The sequence below is a fragment of the Nocardia sp. NPDC023852 genome, from assembly GCF_040639505.1.
GTDB lineage: Bacteria > Actinomycetota > Actinomycetes > Mycobacteriales > Mycobacteriaceae > Nocardia.
Map to the genome: position 1 here is coordinate 39,055 of NZ_JBFAAB010000019.1, position 19,281 is coordinate 58,335.

General features: G+C 64.2%; 8 protein-coding genes and 1 pseudogene. 5 read left to right on the forward strand and 4 right to left on the reverse strand.

Annotated elements, in window-relative coordinates:
- Positions 1-54: 54 nt before the first annotated feature.
- The 5 genes and pseudogenes from AB0H00_RS23200 to AB0H00_RS23220 all read left to right on the forward strand — a co-directional run bounded on the left by AB0H00_RS23200 (position 55) and on the right by AB0H00_RS23220 (position 7,732).
- Complete coding sequence (locus AB0H00_RS23200) at positions 55-813, forward strand: alpha/beta fold hydrolase (RefSeq protein ID WP_357269626.1); 759 nt, start codon at positions 55-57, stop codon at positions 811-813.
- 16 nt (positions 814-829) lie between these two features.
- The gene (locus tag AB0H00_RS23205; protein WP_357269629.1) at positions 830-2,152 is read left to right on the forward strand and encodes a polyketide synthase; all 1,323 of its coding nucleotides are present in this window, start codon (positions 830-832) and stop codon (positions 2,150-2,152) included.
- Between the two features lie 55 nt (positions 2,153-2,207).
- Positions 2,208-5,177, forward strand: a pseudogene (gene nbtC, locus AB0H00_RS23210) (nocobactin polyketide synthase NbtC); the annotation flags it as partial.
- Positions 5,178-5,660: 483 nt separating this feature from the next.
- Positions 5,661-6,335, forward strand: coding sequence for a methyltransferase (locus AB0H00_RS23215; protein WP_357269725.1), 675 nt, complete (start codon positions 5,661-5,663; stop codon positions 6,333-6,335).
- A gap of 29 nt (positions 6,336-6,364) precedes the next feature.
- On the forward strand, positions 6,365-7,732 hold the full coding sequence (locus AB0H00_RS23220) for a SagB family peptide dehydrogenase (protein ID WP_357269632.1): 1,368 nt from the start codon (positions 6,365-6,367) through the stop codon (positions 7,730-7,732).
- An 86-nt stretch (positions 7,733-7,818) separates the two neighbouring features.
- Here the strand turns inward: AB0H00_RS23220 and AB0H00_RS23225 are convergent, their stop codons facing one another.
- The 4 genes from AB0H00_RS23225 to AB0H00_RS23240 form a co-directional block, all read right to left on the reverse strand.
- Positions 7,819-12,387 (reverse strand): amino acid adenylation domain-containing protein, encoded by a 4,569-nt coding sequence (locus tag AB0H00_RS23225; RefSeq protein WP_357269635.1) that lies wholly within the window; start codon positions 12,385-12,387, stop codon positions 7,819-7,821.
- On the reverse strand, positions 12,384-17,486 hold the full coding sequence (locus AB0H00_RS23230) for an amino acid adenylation domain-containing protein (protein ID WP_357269727.1): 5,103 nt from the start codon (positions 17,484-17,486) through the stop codon (positions 12,384-12,386). The genes AB0H00_RS23225 and AB0H00_RS23230 overlap by 4 nt, the downstream gene beginning before the upstream one ends.
- Positions 17,487-17,514: 28 nt before the next feature.
- Positions 17,515-17,751, reverse strand: coding sequence for a hypothetical protein (locus AB0H00_RS23235; RefSeq protein WP_357269639.1), 237 nt, complete (start codon positions 17,749-17,751; stop codon positions 17,515-17,517).
- Between the two features lie 234 nt (positions 17,752-17,985).
- Entirely contained in the window at positions 17,986-19,254 is a 1,269-nt protein-coding gene (locus AB0H00_RS23240; protein WP_357269642.1) for a phosphopantetheine-binding protein, read from the reverse strand.
- Positions 19,255-19,281 lie beyond the last annotated feature (27 nt).

Consider the following 19,281-nt stretch of genomic DNA (forward strand, 5'->3'; position numbering starts at 1 on the left):
TTCCGACTTTGCCGGGTCGTCGAACGGGAACAATTGAGACGTGGAGTAAGTAGCATGCAGCACCGACCGGGGTGGATCAGACAATTCCACAAGCCGAATTCACCTGAGCGCCTTCCACTATTGATCTTTCCGCACGCCGGCGCCGGCGCATCAGCATACCGCACTTTGTCCAAGGCATTCAGCGATAGTTTCGACGTCATCATCTTTCAGTACCCAGGGCGCCAAGACCGAGTCGGGGAGCCGGGATTGACTTCCCTCCCTGAGATCGCCGCCGGCGCATTCGCCGCATTTCGGGCATCGGGACACCATCGCGGCTTCCCGATCACCACCTTCGGCCACAGCATGGGTGCGTTGGTCTCATTCGAATTCGCCAGGCTCGCCGAAGCAGCGGGAATCGCCGTACGACAGCTCACGATCTCGGCGGCAGTCGCTCCCTGCCACGTCGCGGACAAACCGCCGCATCCGACAGATGACCAAGAAATCCTCGACCATCTCGGGGTGCTCGAGGGAACCAATGCCGATGTCTTCGCGAACCGGGAGGTCATGAAAATGGCGCTCCCGGTCATCAAGCGTGACTACCACGCCTTCGATACTTACTCTTGCGATGAAACCGTCAAGATAGCGGCGCGAATTCACGCGATCTGCGGTGATCAGGATCCGGTCGTCACGATGCGGGATCTCTACGGCTGGGGCAAGCACACCGACGATATCCACGTCACGATGTTCGACGGTGGGCACTTCTATCTGAACGATCATGTCGACGCTATCGCGGAATTGTTGACGCCCAGGGCACAACATGAGCGGACACCATGAATACCGAGGGCCAGCGATGACTTTATCGACCAAGCAAGACCGCGATCATATCGTCATTTCCGGAATGTCTGTAGAAGCGCCCGGCGGAATCGAAAGCCCCGCATCCTTCTGGTCGGCACTCGCGGAATCGAAAGAATTGATCAGCCCGTTCCCGCGCGATCGTGGTTGGCCGATCGACGATCTACTGTCCGTTTCCCGGCACGATGGCTGGGGAAAGGTCTCCGATGCGGGCGGATTCCTCGACGGCGCCGCAGCATTCGACCCGGCCTTCTTCGGCATCACCCAACGCGAGGCCATCGCGGCGGACCCACAGCAGCGAGTGGGTATGCGGGTGGCGTGGCAAGCGCTCGAGAACTCTGGAATCAACCCGGGCGCCCTCGATGGCGCGGACGCCGGCTGCTTCATCGGTGCGTCGCCGATGGAATACGGCCCGCGAGCCGCCGAGGTCAACCCCTACAGCGGACACCGGGCCGTCGGCCTCGCGTCACTGAGCGTGGCCGGCCGGATCTCGCACAGCCTGGGCCTGACCGGTCCATCGATGTGCGTCGACTCCGCGTGCGCGTCGTCCTTGTCCGCTCTGCACCTGGCTGCCACAGCAGTACGAGGCGGGGAGTGCGAGTGGGCGCTCGCCGGCGCGGTGTGCGTGATGGGATCGCCGCTGGCGTTCTACGAGTTCGCCAAGAACAATGCCCTTTCGACCGATGGACACTGCCGGTCCTACGCCGATGACGCCACCGGCACGCTGTGGGGTGAAGGCGCGGGAGTCGTACTCGTCGAACATGAATCGCGCGCTCGCCGGCTGGGACATCGGATATACGGCCGCATCCTCGCCACGTGCACCAACCACAATGGAAAAGGCAGGCCGATACTCGTCCCCCGAGCGCACGCACAGGAACGGCTGGTTCGCAAAGCCATCGATATCGCTGGCATCGATCCGGCCGACGTGGGAATGGTCGAAGGTCACGGCACCGCCACCCGGGCCGGCGATCCGGCCGAGCTCACCGCGCTGCAGAACACTTACGGCGCGGCGGGATCCAGCCCGCTGCTCGGTTCGGTGAAGTCGAACGCCGGACATGCGCAGGCAGCCGCGGGACTGCTCGGATTGATCAAGCTGCTGCTCGCGGGCCAGCACGGCTATATCCCGCCCAGCCTGTTCTCCGAGAACCCGACAACGAAAGTGGACTGGGACCGGTCGAGCCTGCGGCTGGCCACGAAACTGCAACCGTGGGAACCGAATAACGGCGTCCGCTATGGAGCTGTTTCCTCGTTCGGCGCAGGGGGATCCAACGCGCACGCAATCATTGCGATGCCCGTCCGTGAGGAGAGCGACGATTTCTAGCTATCGACTGCCCGATGGCACCGTTCCGGTCCTCCTGTCGGCGGATACACCTGACCTGGTGCGCGGCGAGGCCGCGGCGATTCTTTCGTACGTCGCGGATCGTCCCGCGGTCTCGCCGTCGCGCATCGCCGAAATGCTGTTCCGAACGCGGGTCGCACGCCGATATCGAGCCCTGGCGATGGTTACCGGCCGCGACGAGCTCAGCGCTGCACTGCGCGCGATCGCCGAGGGCAGTGCGCACCCTGCAGTGGTGCACACCACCGCACCCGCCGCGGCTCATCGACTCGCCTTCGTGTTTCCCGGACAAGGCGGGCAGCGCCCAGGAATGGGCCTGCTTTATTACGAGTCCGCCCCGGCATTTCGGGCCGAAGTGGACCGCTGTGACGCGATGTTCCGTGAGCTGTTCGGCGAGTCCCGGCTGGAATACGTTCTCGACGACAAGGCCCCGGTCGACGACAGCGCGCGAGTCGTCCAGCCGGCGCTGTTCCTTCAAATGGCCGGGCTTGCCGCGATGTGGCGGTCGGTGGGTATCGAGCCCGCTGTCACCATCGGACACAGTCAGGGCGAGATCGCCGCGGCGTACGTGTCGGGCAAGATGACGCTGGCCGATGCGGTCCTCATCGTCGGGACACGGGCCAATGCCGTCGACAAGATCGCATCCGATGATTACGGAATGGCGATTCTCGCCGCAGATCGCGACGAAGGTGAGGAATTGCTCGCGCGGAGATCGGGCTGGGCGCAGCTGTCGGTGGTCAACTCCCCGCACATGGTGGGCATCTCGGGTGAGCGTGGCACCGTGCAGGACATCGTGGATACGCTCACCGACCGCGGCCGGTTCGCCAGGATGATCCGCGTCGAGTATGCAGCGCATACCGGACTGGTCAACAGTCTTCGCGACGACATACGCGAAGCATTGAAGAGCCGGCTGGACAACCAGTACTTCCTCGAGACCCACACCGATTGCCTCGGCGCCACCCTCGGCGGCGCGATCACTTCGGACCTAGCGGTTGACGAGTATTGGTTCTGGAACCTGCGCAACGCCGTTCGATTCGACCGGGCTATGGCCGCGGCGGTCACCCGGGATGTCGATACCTTCGTCGAGCTTGCCGAACATCCGACGCTGCAGCTGGCGATCCAGGAGAACCTGGGTGTCCTGGCAGACGAGCAGACCATTACCGTGACCGGCACCTCCAGCCGGACCGCGACCGATCTGCGCGAATTCACCCGCAACCTTGCCGTTCTCGCGGTAAACGACCTGGACTATCCGTGGGATCGACTGCGCGAGCAGTCCGACGACGCCGTTCGGCCACCACTGCCCGACTTCCCGAACGTGCGGATGAACGAGCTGAGACTGTGGTTGCCGTACAACTCACCGCCCGCTCGTCAGCTCCAGTCCGCCGCCGGCCAAGCCGCCACCGAACCGAGCCCGGACACGACAGCACCACCACAGCTGCTGGTCGAGGAGTGGGTCCGGCTCGTTCAGCGCTCGCTGGTGCCGCCGCGTGCCATCGGGATCGTCGATCACATGCACGGCTGCGCGGAACTCGCCGCCGCCCTGTGCGCCGAAGCGGAAGTCCATGGCGCAACGGCACGCGTGATCGATGTCGAAAACTCCGGCGACAACAGCGACCTCGACACCATCGTGGTACTGCTTGCGCAGCTACCGCAGCTGGACGGCCGCGCCGCCGCCGCCGAGGTCGCGGAATTCTTCGGTGATCGGCGTTGGTGGCCCGGGCTGACCGGTGCGGTGGCCGATTGCTGGCTCGTGACCGTCGGCGGTGAGGCGGTGCTGGCCGACGATTCTCCACCGCATCCGGTGCACGCCGCAGCCAGTGCGGGATTTCGCTGTATCGGCACCGAATATCCCAGCGTGACGTTCCGTCATCTAGACCTTTCACCTGAGCAGGCACGTCCGGAATCAGCGAATGCGATCGTCACGGCACTACATACGGCCGACGAATCGGAACTGGCGTTGCGCGGCGACCATCTGTACGCAAAAAGACTCGCCGAGGCCGCCCGGATCGTTCCGGATTCGGGCAGCGCAGCGCCGCGGAATGTCGTCATCATCGGTGGCACAGGCAAACTCGGTTTAGAGTTCGGCGAGCACTTCGCTCGTCATGGCGCGCAGCGGATCGCGCTGGTGAGCAGATCGGGTGCGACCGCGGCGACCGCCGACCGGCTGCGCCGGATCCGTCAGGCCGCTGCCGCGGAAGTCAGCGTCATATCCTGCGATGTGAGCGACACCGATGCCGTGGTGCGGTTGGCGAACGAGCTCCGTGACGCGCCCGCGAACTTGCTTATCCATGCCGCAGTGGACTATTCGGATATCGCGCTCGCAGACATCACCACCGAGCAAGTCGACCAGGCATTGCGGGCGAAGGTCATCGGCATCTCGAATGTGCTGGACTCACTGGTACTTGCCTCGGACTGCCGCGTGATCCTGTGCTCCTCGCTGGCGGCGACGCTCGGCGGCCGCGGCCAGATCGTCTACGCGGCAGCCAATCGAATGCTCGACGCGCTCGCGCACCAACATCGCGCCGACGGGCTCGATTGCGTGTCGGTGCAATGGGGGCAATGGACGGTCCACCTCGACCTCGGCGCCTCGGGCGCGGCGAAACTAGCCGGCGCAGGCGCTGTTCCGATGCGTCCGGCGGACGCGATCTCGTTGGGTACGAGTGGATTCCGGAGAAACGTCATCGTTGCCGCGTTCGACTGGACTCGGGCGCACGCGGTGCTGGGTGCCTACGGCTACGGGCCGGTGCTGTCGCAGCTGGTGGCACCGGTCACTCACCACCGGACGCCGGTCGCCGAGGTGGATCTGCCGTTCCGGGTGGTGCAACTACTCGGCGAGGTCATCGGTGTCGATCGGGTCGACACGATCGACACGACGCTGCCCATGGTGGCGATCGGTTTGGATTCGTTGCAGGCACTGGAATTCCGTCGACGTGTCAAAGCGGAGTTCCATCGCGATTTCCCCGTCGCGCAGCTCCTCGGCGGAGCTTCTGTCGACGATGTCATACGGGCGTTCGGTGCGCACCCGCAGGCGCCGGCGAAACCGGTAGACATCGGCGAGCGCGCGCGGCTGGCAGCTGAGCAAGCCGTTCCAGACGACATCGATTCCGACCGAATCCGTTCCGCTCGACGCGATTTGGATACGTTCGGGCTACGCGCCATGATGCGCGCGCTGGACCCGGTGCTGCGCGACGGCGCGGAACACACCGCGGACGAGATTGCCACGCGGCTGGAATTCGCGCCGCGGCATTACTGGCTGTTGCGCGCATGGCTCCGGGAACTCAGCACGCACGGCTGCCTCGATTACGACCAAAACCGTGGGTATCGGACACGTCGCGCGGTACCGTCACCAGCTAGGTCCGACCTGTTCGAGGTGTGCGCCGACCTCGGCTACTCACGCGAGTTCGCGACCTTCCTGCACAGCGCCGACGAACACCTGACCGAACTCACCCAGGACCGGGTCCGCGTCCAGGAACTGCTGTTTCCCGACGGTGACATGTTCACCGCGGAAGCCGCATACCGAGACAACGTCATCAGCCGCTACCTCAATCTCGCGGCCCGCGAAGTCGTCGCGGAAATCGTCGCGCGGCTGGAGAGTGACCGATCCCCAGTCCGCATCCTGGAGCTGGGGGCAGGTGTCGGTGGTACCACCAGCGATGTCGCGACCGGTCTCGCCGGGCTTTCCGTCGACTACCATTTCACCGACTTGTCGACCTTCTTCCTCGCCGCGGCTCGCGAACGATTCGCCGAGCATCCGTGGATGCGTTACGAAATCGTGGACATGAATGCCGACCTCGATCAGCAGCCACGCTATGACGTCGTCCTCGCCGCGAATGTCCTGCACAATGCGCATCATGTCGGGAAGACTCTCCGTCAGCTGTACGACCTGCTCAATCCGGGCGGTGCGGTCGTCTTCATCGAGGCTTGCCGGGCGCACTGTCAGTTGCTGACCTCCATGCACTTCCTGATGTCGCCACGCCCCGGTCAAGCACACCCGGGCTTGTCCGATGTCCGAGCTGGCACGGACCGGATCTTCCTGGAAGAGAGCGAATGGCTGGACCAACTCACCGCGGCCGGACTCACGCCGATGCTCATGCTGCCTGATGCCGACCATCCGCTGTACTTGCTCGACCAGCGAATCTTCGCCGCGGTACGCGACGCAGCCGCTTGACGCCCACCCAGCACCAGGAGAGAACCATCGTGACCGACCGATCCGACCGGTATACGTTGCGACCTGCCGCCACCTGCATAGTTGTTCCGACCGGCCAAGCAGTGCTGCTGGCGGGACCGCGCCGGGAAAAGTTGACAGGATTGTCAGCCTCGCAGCTGCATGCGCTGCGAATGTTGAACTCCGGAACGGTGACGACAGCCGATATCTCGACGGCAGGCGATTCCGCTGTCACCGCGCTGATCGACCAGCTCGTCATAGGCGGCTGGCTCTCGGTGACCGTGCGATGGGGTAGCGAAGACTTGTACACAATCCGCCCGTTCGCCACTCCCCGAGCGCGGCCGGACGCCGTCTCTGCTGCATCTGGAGAGCTGTCGAAGTTCACTGTGCTCCATCGAGAGCAGGGCGAGATGATGCTCGAGCACCCCCAGTCATGGTGCGACATCGTGCTGCATCATCCTGAAGCGCTCATTGTGGCATGTGGCTCGAGGTCGGGGACGAAGACAGACCTGCCCTCGGAGCTGGCGGCACGAATGATCACGGATCTGGCCTGGGCCGGCCATACGACAGCCGATCCAACCATCGAGCAGCGCGAGTTCGGGCCACGCAGCTGGAGCGCACCCGATCTGTGGTTCCACCGACGCAGCACGGCCGGTGACCGGGTGCTGACCGGGGAACATCTCGGCCCGACCAAGTGGGCGAAAGGCCAATTCCCGCAACCACCTGCCCGTAAGGCACCATGCTCGGCCGACCCGATTCCGCTGTTCGCACCGGATCTCGAACGGCTCCGTGCGACGGGACCAAGCGTCACCATGGTGATCGAGGACCGATACTCCTGCCGCGATTTCGACGACGCTCGCCCGATGAGCCGAGACGAGCTCGGTGAGCTGCTCTACCGATCCGCCCGCACCCGCAGCAGCCGCACCGGTGACGGCGAGGAGCTCGTGTCTCGCCCCTACCCGTCCGGAGGAAGTCTGTACGAGCTCGAACTGTATCCAGTGGTGCGGCAGGTGGACGGGCTGGCGGCCGGTATGTACCACTATGACTCGTTCGATCATGCCTTATGCCGTGTGGTCGATGAAGACCATCCAGCTGTTCAACAATTGCTTCGGATGACCTCGGCCACCTTGACCAATGCCCAGCTGCCCCAACTGATGCTCGTCATCGCGGCCCGGCCCGGTCGAATCATGTGGACATACGAGCACATTTCGTACTCGGTCATTCTCAAAGACGTTGGTGTGCTGACGCAAACCCTGTACCTCGTTGCGAACGCCATGGGTCTGGGTGCGGTCGCACACGGTTTTGTCGACACGGCCGCGTTCACCGAAGCTGTTCAGGTCGACGAACTCGAGGAATGCGGCGTGGGCTGCATGATCATCGGCTCGCCTGCGACGACCTGATACATCGGCGCACCCGACTGCTGCCACCTCCGAGTTACCTCGGCCTGCCTCAGCCCAGGTGTCACATCGCCGGGCTGAGGCAATACTCAGTCGCGCACAGCAGCGGCAAGCGCGACGATGCTACGTTGCCAGAGCGCTGCCAGTCGCTCTGCATCGCTCGCGACGAACAGGCGGTCACTCCAGCGCCAATTGGTGATCAGCTGCGGACCGTCTGCCGTAGCGCTGATACTGGCGATGATGTCGAGGGCATAGCGAAGCGGCAGATCCGGCTCGGGATCGAGTGGAAGCGCATCGAGCAAGCTACCACCGGGCAAGGACCAGGCTCTGCCACCGCGACCGGCCAGATCCATGCGGCCCAGGTAGTTGAACTCGACCTGTGGTTGCGGGGCCGCCACCAATTCCGGACTACGGTTGACGTATCGCAGCAGTCCGTAGTCCAGTCCCTGATTGGGGATCGTCGCGAGGTGTTCGGCAACTGAACTCAGCAGTGCCGAGGCCGCGCCCGGATCCGATTCCGCCTGCCGTACGCTGACCGCCGCCGCACCCACGCCGAGGCGCACCGGGAACACACTGGTGAACCAGCCGACAGTGTTTGTCGTATCGGTTCCGAGGGTTGCGTCGGCACGGCCGTGTCCCTCCAGGGCGATCAAGACTCCGGAGTCTGCATCCTGCCCCTGCTCATTCCGCCAACTCGTCAGCGTCATCACCAGAGCAGCAAGAAGGAACTCTCGGACACCCTCCTCCTTGGTCGAGCTGGCAAGGATCCGCTCGGTGATGTCCACGGACGTCGGCGCTGACGTATTTCGCAAAGACGACCACGTGTCAATGGTCGGATCCGGAAACCGACGTCCGAGCACCGGATCCGGCCTGATCAGCTGCCGAGTCCAATAGTCGCGCTGTGCGAGTACTTCCGGCTCGACCGCACGTTGCCACATCAGATCTGACCATTGTCGGTACGAGGTGAACTCCGGCAGCACCTTGGGGGAAGCGCCGGATTCGATCAGGGCCCATGCCTCGGCCAGGCCTGTCGAGAGGATATGCCAGGACACCACGTCCACAGCTAGGTGATGAATCGTCAGCAAGAGAAGATCACCATCGGCACCCGCGATCCACACCGCACGAATCATGTCCCCGGTGCTTGGATCGATCTCGTCGAAAGCCCCGCGCGCAGCAGCAACGATCGTCGCTTCGAATTCTTGCGATGTTTCCGGCTCGACACGGGTCAAGATATCCGCCGCCCGAACACAACCTCGTTCACGGGTGATCAGTCGCGGACCGTCGGGGGTGTCGGATAGTCGAGATCTCAGCGTGTCATACCCATCGAGCAGCGCCTGCAGCACCGCCTCCAGTTCGGCGCGATGGATTCCGGCTGGCAGCTGCAGCAACCCCGTCTGAGTGAACCGACGGAAGTGACCGAACTCGAACATCCAGGACACTACGGGCAACGGAAGCACTTTGCCGTGCGCAACCAAGTCGGTGTCAGATCCGGATACCGCCGTCGTTCCGACAGATGCCGCGAGCTCCCGGATCGTGGGCGCGGCCAGCACCGTTCGCGGGCTCAGGTGGATTCCCTGCCGCCGTGCCTTGGTGACGAGCGAGATCGCCACGATGCTGTCCATCCCGAGGGTGAAGAAATCCGCATCGATATCGGGCGTCCACCCATCGAACAGCTCCGCGAAGATCTCGCACAAGACGTGCTCGGTCGCGGTGTTCGGTGTTGCCGGATGCTGCCCGTCATCGCGCGCACCGGCCAGAAGTACTCGCTCGGCGAGTGCGGTGAGTTCGTGGCCGTCCAGCTTGCCGTTCGCATTCACCGGCAGCTGCGGAAGCACGCTGATTCGGGCCGGAATCATGTATGCGGGCAAACGCTCCGCGAGGGCAACACGCACCGATGCCGGGTCTAGATCATGTCCCCGCTGGCACACAACGAAGCCGGCCAGACTGGCACTGCCCGCTCGGCGAACCACGACGACAGCGGAATTGTCGACACCGGGCACCCGCCGCAAGGCGGTTTCGATCTCTCCGATTTCGATGCGGTACCCACGGATTTTCACTTGAGCGTCTGCGCGGCCGAGATACGCCAGGCTGCCACCGGGCTGTTGACGCACCAGATCGCCGGTGCGGTACATGCGTCGCGCCGGTTGGAATGGATCGGCCACGAAGCGGCTCGCGGTCGCACCCGGTCTGGCGACGTAGCCCCGGGTCAGCTGCCCCCCAGAGAGGTACAGCTCTCCGACAGCACCTCGCGGCACCGGGCGCAACCTCGAATCCAGGACGTAACAGGACATTCCGGCAGTCGGACCACCGATGGTCGGGCTCTCGGAATCACTGGTCGAGGCGATGACGGCTTCGACTGTTGTCTCGGTCGGCCCGTAACAGTTGTACACAGCGGTATAGGCCAGTGCGCGCAGCTGCGCCCAGAGTGCCGGGTTGATGGCCTCGCCGCCCAACGCGAGAACCGCCAGTTCCCGATCGAGCAGCCCGGCCGCTGCCAGTTGCGTGAACATAGAGGGAGTCGTGTCGATCATGTCGACCTGGTACCGAGCCATCCCTTGCACAAGGAGTTGCGCGTCGCGCATCTCTTCGGCATCGAACAGATGGATCGTCTGCCCGGCGAGCAAACCCGCCATCGGCTGCCAGGACGCGTCGAAGCTCAAGGACCACGCGTGCGCAATCCGCAGCGGTCGACCGAGCCGAGCCATGGCGGGTCGGTAGACACGGTGCTGATGATCGGCACAGTAGCTGGTGAGCGCGGAGTTCGTGCCGACAACACCTTTGGGCTCGCCGGTCGAACCGGAGGTGAAGATCACATACGCGGGTTGCTCGGGATGACGTCGCACCGGCCGGACAACCGCAGGTCGCTGTGCGACCCGTTCCGAAACCAACGGATCATCGAGGACGAGTAGCGGAATACCCTGCCCGTACAGCAGTTCACGGCTGTCGTTCACGGTGACGAGCAGGATCGGTCCCGCCTGCCGCAAGATCGACTCTATCCGCGTTTTCGGCAGCGAAACATCCACCGGCACATAAGCTCCCCCGGCACCCAACACTCCGAGTAGACAGGCGACGGACTGAACCGATCGAGGTAACGCGAGTGCCACAACCGATTCCGGCCCGACACCGAGCTCGCTCAGTTCGACCGCCAACCGACTGGCCGCAGCGTGCAGCTCGCGGTAGGTGCATTGCCCTCCCGATCCGGTGGTCAGCGCCACCATATCCGGTGTCTCGTGAACCCGACGTTCGAACAGTTCCCACACCGATTCATTACTCGGATGTGCCCGCATGCCTGCGGGAACCGTGAACTCGGTTCGCTCAGCAGTCGTCAGAACGTCAAGCGTGTCGGGAGTGGCGTCGCCGCAGTCGGGCAGCTGACGAAGCACCGCGAGCAGACGCTCGCCGATCTCCGCGGCCGGGAAATACGGCATCGCCTCGGCGATGGACTCCACCAGGACGACCAGATCACCTTCGAGCAAATGCGAGACCACGGTGAGCGGGTAGTGGGTCAGGCTCTCCATTTCGAACGGGAGGAACCTGACGCCCTCGCTGGTGACGACCGGTTCGGTCACATCGCCGATCGGCGCGTTCTCGAACACGAAAAGGGTGTCGAAAAGTGCCGCGTGCCCGGTCGCGCGCTGCACCGTCGATAGGCTGAGATAGCCGACGTCGCGCATGATCGCGGCTTCGCGCTGCAGCGCCACACACTGGTCGAGCACGCTCGCGAAACTATCCAGGCGGTGGATGACCGGCACCGTATTGATGAACAGACCAAGCATCCGCTCCACGCCGGAAAGCTGATCGGGTCGGCCGGAGATTATGGTGCCGAACACCACGTCACGACGGTCGGTGAGTCGCCCGAGCAGCAATCCCCAGGCGAACTGGACGGCGGTGTTCAGTGTCAGCCCATTCGTACGACACCACTGCTGTAACCGCGCCGTCTCGATCGCTGGCAGAGTGAGCCGTGTCTTGTCCGGCACCGCTGTGCCGCGGGCGGCCGGCGTCCCTTCAGCGATCATCAGTGGACCGCTGAGGCCCCCGAGATAATCGACCCACGCCCTGGTCGCCGCCGCGGTGTCCTGCACGGCCAGCCAACCGATGTAGTCCCGATACGGTCGCGACTCGGCCAGGCCAACTGTCGATCCATCGGCTCGATAGATCGCAAACAGCTCACCGAAGAACATGGCGAGAGACCAGCCATCCATCAGGATGTGGTGGGCGGTGACGATCATACGCCGGCGCGGCTCGGTCTCGGCCGTCGCGGAAGGCACGGTCAACAGCACGATGCGCAGTGCCGGGCCCTGACTGAGGTCGAAGGGGCGACGCCGTTCCGACTCCGCGATTGCGTCGAACTCTGCGGGCGACGCATCGCGTTCGGACCACGGCAGGTCCACGTGTGTCGGCACAATCTGCACCGGCCTCGGCACGTCCTGATCCCAGAACGAAGCTCGCAGGTTGGGGTACCGGTCGAGCATCGCCTGTGCGCTGCGGCGCAGCAACGCCACGTCCAGCGGACCATCGATGTCGAAGACGAACTGCATCGCGTATGGATCGGTTCCGTCGCCTGCCAACTTCGCCAGGGAGAACAGGCCCTCTTGCAGGGGACTGAGCGCGAGGACGTCCTCGATCTGCGGCGCTTCGTGCTGGGGACCCGCGCTCATGACCTGGCCTGCCAGGACGCGGTCAAAGCAGCCAGAGCGTCGCTGTCAAGGCCGGAAACGCTCATCGGCGCATGACGCGGGTCGTCCGGCGAGCCCTCCGATTCCGGCGCCGGTTGATCCGGGACGGCGTCGACCGCGGCAGCCAATTCCGCGATGGTCACGTATTCGAACACCATCTGCGGCGTCAACGCCAGGCCGAGCTCGGCGGCACGGGCAGACCACTGGATGGATTGCACGCTATCGCCACCGAGGGCGAAGAACCCGTCGCCGGGGGAGACCCCATCGATCTCCAGTAACTCCTCGAGCAGCGAAATCAGTGTCCGTGCGGTCTCGGTCGCCGAACCTGAGGTGGCACGCGAACTCTCGTTGTCGCCAGTCGGTATAGGAACCGGGGAGGCGAGCAGACGCTGAAGTTGTGCCGCAGGGACCACCTCGAGCTCCGCGACGGTCCGCTCCGGGGCGGTGGCGAACGCATCGAGCGTCGCTATGAGCGCATCGATGATGAGGTGCGCCGTCTCCGGCTCGTAGAGATCGGTATTGACTCCGAGCCGCACATCCATGCTGCCGTCCGGCTGCACGTCCAGACTCAGGTTCAGATCCCGGAACGCGATATCGAAGGTCACCGGCAACGGTGTGATCGTCGTCCCGTCGTCGGTGAGTTCGACGGGCTCCGGCACCCAATCCGCGCCTCGAAAGTGGAACATCACCTGATACAGCGGATGCCAAGAGCGCGACCGCACCGGGTTCAGCACCTCCACCAGACGCTCGATGGGGAGCTCTTGATGGTCGAACGCATCAAGCACGACGCTCCGACCGCGGGTAACCAGGTCGCGTAAGGTCGGATTGCCGGAGACATCGTTGCGCAGCACAACCATATTCGCGAACAAGCCGACCAGATTCCCGACGGCCTCGTCGAGCCGGCAGGCAATCGGTGTACCGATCGGAATGTCGTCACCGCCACCGATCTTGTGCAGGACCGTCGCGGCTACGGTCTGATACAGCATGAATTCGCTGGCGCCGCATTGTTCCGCGAGTGCCTGGAGATCGCCGCGGCGGGCAGCCGACACTGTGCGGACCACGATCTCAGCTCGGTTGCCGAGCACGGCCGGGCGCGGATGATCGGATGCCACCGTGATCACGTCCGGCAGTCCCGATCCTGCGGTACGCCAGTATTCGACCAGCGCCCGGCCGTAACCGCTCGCCGGCGATCCGGCCGGGTCGGAGTCGAAGACATCCCTCTGCCACAGCGCGTAATCGGGATACTGGATCGGCATGGGCGCCCACCGCGGTGCACTGCCGGTACCGATCCGTGCTCGATACGCCGTGACCAGGTCGGCCTGGAACACAGCGAGCGAGGAATGGTCCACGACGATGTGGTGCGCGACCACCGACAGCACATGCGTATCGGCGTCGAGCACCAGCAGCGTGGCGCGGATCAGCGGCTCGCCGTCGAGCACGAAGCGATACCGAGCGGCTTCGGCCAGTTCCTCCGCCAACCGATCCGTGGCGATCTCGACGATCGCAACCGGTATCTCCATCGTGGGATGCACCAGCTGGTACGGGACTCCTGCCTCTTCCGGGAATGTGGTGCGCAGCGCCTCATGCCGTGCGACCACGTCACCGACGGCGGCGGTCAGTGCCGCGGTGTCGAGCGGACCGTCCAGACGCAACACGAAGGGCAGGGTGCCGGCAGCGCTCGCGCCCTCCATCCGATACTGGAACCACATCGGCAATTGTGCGTACGACAGCGGAATACGCTCCGGGCGGGACCGTCTGCTCAGCCCGGGCCGCGCGGCGCGTGCGGCCGGCTCGGCAGCGACAGCTTCCATGACTTCCCCGAAGCCGTCCACACCCTCGTCCTGCTCCAGTGCGTCGATATCGATGCCGAGTTCGTCACGGAACCAAGTGACCAGCCGCGCGGCGAGCCCGGCAGGTGTCGGGGCATCGAAGACGGCACGTACTTCCAGTTCCACACCGAACTCGGCGCGGATCAAGGCAACGAGTCGAGCGGCCAGCAGCGAGTGACCGCCGAGTTCGAAAAACGAATCGTCGGCGCCGACTTCATCGATGGTGAACAGTCGCGCGAAGATCGCGCACATCCGCTGTTCAGTAGCCGTCGCCGGCTCCCGGCGGCGGCGGTCCACCACCCGTGTCGGAGCTGGCAATGCCCGCTTGTCGAGCTTGCCGTTGGTGGTCAATGGAATCTGGTCGATCACGGCGAAAGCGCTGGGCACCATGTAGTCCGGCAGACCTCCTGCGGCGTGCGCACGCACCTGCTCGAGATCTACCGCGGCATCCCCCTTGTCACCTCTGGCGGGGACCACGTACGCGGCCAGCATCGGCCCGGCCACTGGGTCGTCGACGAGGACCACAACACAGTGCCCGACATGTGGGTGTGTCGTGATCGAGGCTTCCACCTCGCCGAGTTCGATCCGGAAACCGCGCACCTTGACCTGCTCGTCAGCTCGGCCGACGAAAACGAGTTCCCCGAGGACGTTGCGACGAGCGAGGTCACCTGTCCGGTACATTCGCCCGCCTGGAATGTGTGGATCCGCGACGAAACGCTCCGCTGTGAGGTCGGGCCGTCCCATATAGCCGCGAGCCAGTTGCGCACCACCTAGATAGATCTCGCCCACGACACCGTTCGGGACAATCTGCAGGGCCTCATCGAGCACATAGGCGTAGACGTTTTGGTTCGGGATACCAATGGGCACGATGCCGGTGCCCTGCGGTCCGACTACCGTCAAGTGTGTCGAACACACCACGGCCTCTGTGGGGCCGTAATGGTTCCGCAGCTCCGCGTCGAAAATCTTCGCGAACCTGTCGGCAACCTCACCCAGCAACGCCTCACCACCCACTGGTACCCGACGCAGCGCACGCCATTCGGTCACCTCCGGCAGCAACAGGAATGTGCTGAGCATCGAGGGCACCATGTGCAGCACGGTCACCCCGTGCCGAGTGATCAGATCGGCGACGTATCGAATATCTCCGAAGGCGTCCGGCTTGGGGACGACCAGACAGGCACCCGACGCAAGCGTGACGAATATATCCAACAACGATGCGTCGAAGCTCACGGAGGACGACTGCAGAACTTGCTCCGCCGCGGTCATTCCCCACTCCGCGCCGAAAGTCGAGACATGTTCAGCGATTGCAGCGTGCGAGACCGACACGCCCTTGGGTTTACCGGTCGACCCGGAGGTATAGATGACGTACGCGAGATGACCGGGCCGCAGCGGCCGGATACGGTCGGCGTCGGTGGGATCGGACTCCGACAGCCGGGCGGCGGCCGTTTCGGCGGTGGCCAACTCCGCGTGGCCGAGAATCAGCTTGGGGCGGGCGTCCTCGACGAGGTACGCGATGCGGTCGGCCGGATAAGCGGAGTCGATCGGCAGGTATGCGGCCCCCGCCTTGAGCACGCCCAAGACTGCGACGATGAACTCGATCGAGGTCCGCAACGTCAACCCGACAATATCCTCGGCACCGACATTTGCACTGATCAGCCAGTGCGCCAGCCGATTCGCACGTCGGTTCAATTCCCCATAGGTCAGCTCTATGGTGTCCGATAGCAGTGCGCACGCGTGCGGTGCTGCCGCAACTCGCTCTTCCAGCATGGCGACCAGCGTGCTGGGGGACATGTCGACTAATCCACCATGCGACATGTCGAGAATCGCCGCGCGATCGGAATCACCGAGCAGATCGAGTTCCCTGATACGGCGATCGGGTTGGGCCAGCGCGCTCTCCAACAGCTGCACGAAGTGCGCGAGCAAACGCTCCACCAGCGGCCCGGCCAGCTCGTCGATTCGGTACTCGGCCTCAACACGTGCACCGGAGGCATCGCGCACAACCGCAAGCGCTAATGAGACCTGCGCCATTGAAGCGCCGAGATCCAATTGCTCCGCGACAATGTCGGGGAGTGCGAGGGCTTCCCCGTTCTTCCGCACGCTGAAACCGAGACGCACCAACCTCTCCATGCCGTCGTGGCCCATGATCCGATCCGGATTCACTTCCCGCACAACGCGATCGATCCCGACCCGCTGGTGGGCGAAGGCACCCAGGCAAACGTCCCTGGTCGACTCCACGAACGTGGCGAACGTATCGTCGGGCCGCACTGTCTCACGGATCAGCAGTGTGTTGCCGAAATAGCCGACGAGGGACTTCGCCGCGTCGGTACGCCGGTCGATCACCGGAACCGACACCAGGAAATCCGAGGTCGCGGTATAGCGATGAACCACAGCACCGAATGCCGCGAGCAGCACCATGAACGGGGTCGCAGCATGCTCTCGCGCGAACGTGTCGATGCGGTCGAGCAGATTATTCGGCAGCAGGCGGACACACCGATCGGCCTGTTTCGACGGTGAAACGGCCGCAGACCCAGGTAACTCGAGCGGTTCCGGGATCGGCCGCAACGCGGTGCGCCAGTAGTCGACCTCGGCGTCACCAGGGTCCGCCGGCCTTTCGACCACCTCGACATCGACGAACTGCATCGCGGGATCAGGGATGGTGTGATCGCCGATGTAGGCCGCGCTCAGTTCGGCGAAAAAGACCTCCCAGGATTCGTCGTCCCAGCAGATATGGTGAATCACAAGTACCAGCACGAACTCGTCGATCCCGGTTCGCATCAGAGTGATTCGCAGCGGCAGTTCCGACGCCAAGTCGAAGGGGCGACCGAACTCCCGGCGGGCCAGCACCTCTACTCGCCGATTGCGGCTCTGCTCCGTTAGATCAGACAAATCGTGAGACTGCCACGGCATCGCGAGGTCGTCATTGAAGACCTGGTACGGCTCGCCTTGATCGTCCACCCCGTAGGTCGTTCGCAGGATGGTATGACGGGCGACGACGGCCCCGACAGCCGCGCGCAGCCGCGCTTCGTCGAGTGCCCCGGTCAGCCGATAGGCCACGCAGATATTGAGGGCGGTATTATCTGGGTCGCGCATCTGCACGAACCACATCCGCCGTTGCCCAGCGGACAGCGGCATCCGATCGCCAGCATGGACGCGTGCCGTGGGAGCAGATTCCGTGGTGGTCAAGCCACTTTCGAGCATCCTCTGACTCAGCAGCGCCTTGCGTCGATCGAGCGCAGTCACGCCGGCCTTGGAGATATCCATATGCGACATATGATCTGGCCCCTCAGTCCTGGCTGTTGTCGGTCATGGTCAGCACGACCTCGTCAAGAGAGGTGTCGCCCAGAACGTTCCTGATCGGGATGTCCCAATTCGACCCGAAGGTCGCCAGCGGAATTAAGTTCTTCGCAAACACGGGATACGGCAAGGGATCGGCACCCGCATATGGAATGGCCGCGAGCGGCACACAAGTCGCGGAACGCGACACTCGAGATCGCATGACCAGGCAGAGTTCCTCTGACATATCTCATATCTCCTAATCAGCGCAGAACCTGCACCTACGGCCTCGGTATCCACAGTCCACCGCAGAACTTCATCGAGCACTGTCCACGAACGACCGAGAAATCCACGCCACTAAACCCGCGACCACAGCGCATGATATTAGCATAGGCTATCCTAATTAGCTACCGGTATGGGCGGGCGACGGTCCGCTATCTGTCTCGTCGTCCGATCCACTGGGCTGCGCGGCGCACATAGGCTAGGCAATGACAAGCCAGCCTTCGCTGGTCCAGCTGCCGCGATCACCGGTCCGAAACAATCGGCCTGCCGGCAAGAATGGGTCCACCACGAATCGGTCGGTGGCGCGCCCGCCCACGTCGCCGAAACCGAGTGCGGCGCCGCCCACATACACCTCGCCGATCACCCCAGGCGGGACCGGCTGGCACGATTCGTCCAGCAGGAGCACTCTGGCCCCGGGAATCGGGCGGATTCGTCCGGTGCCGTCGAGCAGGCCACGCGCCACCACGCCGGCATACCCGGGCGTCCCGTAGGCGATCGTGGCGACCGATCCGGCCGACACGGACGCGAGTCGACCGGAAAGCGCTGCGGTCGAATCGGTTCCGGTGATGTCCCAGCGGAGAATCGTCGGCAGCTCAGCGGCGGCGGCGATACCTGCCACGGTATGCGTAGTGGCGACCACGTGGCTGACCGCATGTTGCACGATCAGCTCGACCAACGCGTCCGTGTTCGCCAGCTGCGACTCGGTGGCGACGACCAATGTCGCGCCGTCTGCCAGTGCGGCCAGCAGTTCGACGGCCACCTGCGTGTCACTCCAATTGGCGGCGATCAGTCGCACGTCGGCCGAGCCATACGCGGGATCCGTACGACCACATCGACGTTCGGCGGCGACTGCGCGGCGATCCGCGACAGCCACTGCCAATGCCGAATCGGGCAGCAGCACGGTCTCCGGCGCACCGCCGGCCTCGATCCCACAGCCCGCGTCCACACCCAGCGTCGCCAGCAGCCGAACCAACCGAGCAATCGACGCACCTTCCGAAACCATGTCGAGAACCGCGGTATCCAGCCCCGCAAACAACTCGCCGTAGGTGCACGTTTCGTCGCCGCAATGGATCATGGTGCGAGTATCGGGAATCGCGCGACCGCGACGGATCAGGTCGGCGACGCCCGGCACCTCCGGCACTTCCACTCCAGTCGCCCACTCGCCGAGCACGCGGCGCCGGTCGTCGGCGGTCAGCACATCCGGCGTGGCAACCGGCGCGTCCTCGATCAGCGCGGCGAGACCGACAACGGTCGGCGTCTCGCAGAGGGTTCGCATATCGATCTTGACACCGAACTCGGTACGCAGCCGCAGCGCCAGCCGGTTGGCCAGCAGCGAGTGACCGCCGAGTTCGAAGAACGAATCATCCGCGCCGACGCGGCGCAGGTCGAAGATCTCACGGTACAGCCCGGCAAGGCGAATCTCGGTGTCAGTGCGCGGTTCTCGGTATCCTCGGGCGGCGCTGCGCACCGGTTCCGGGTCACTATGGCCAGTACA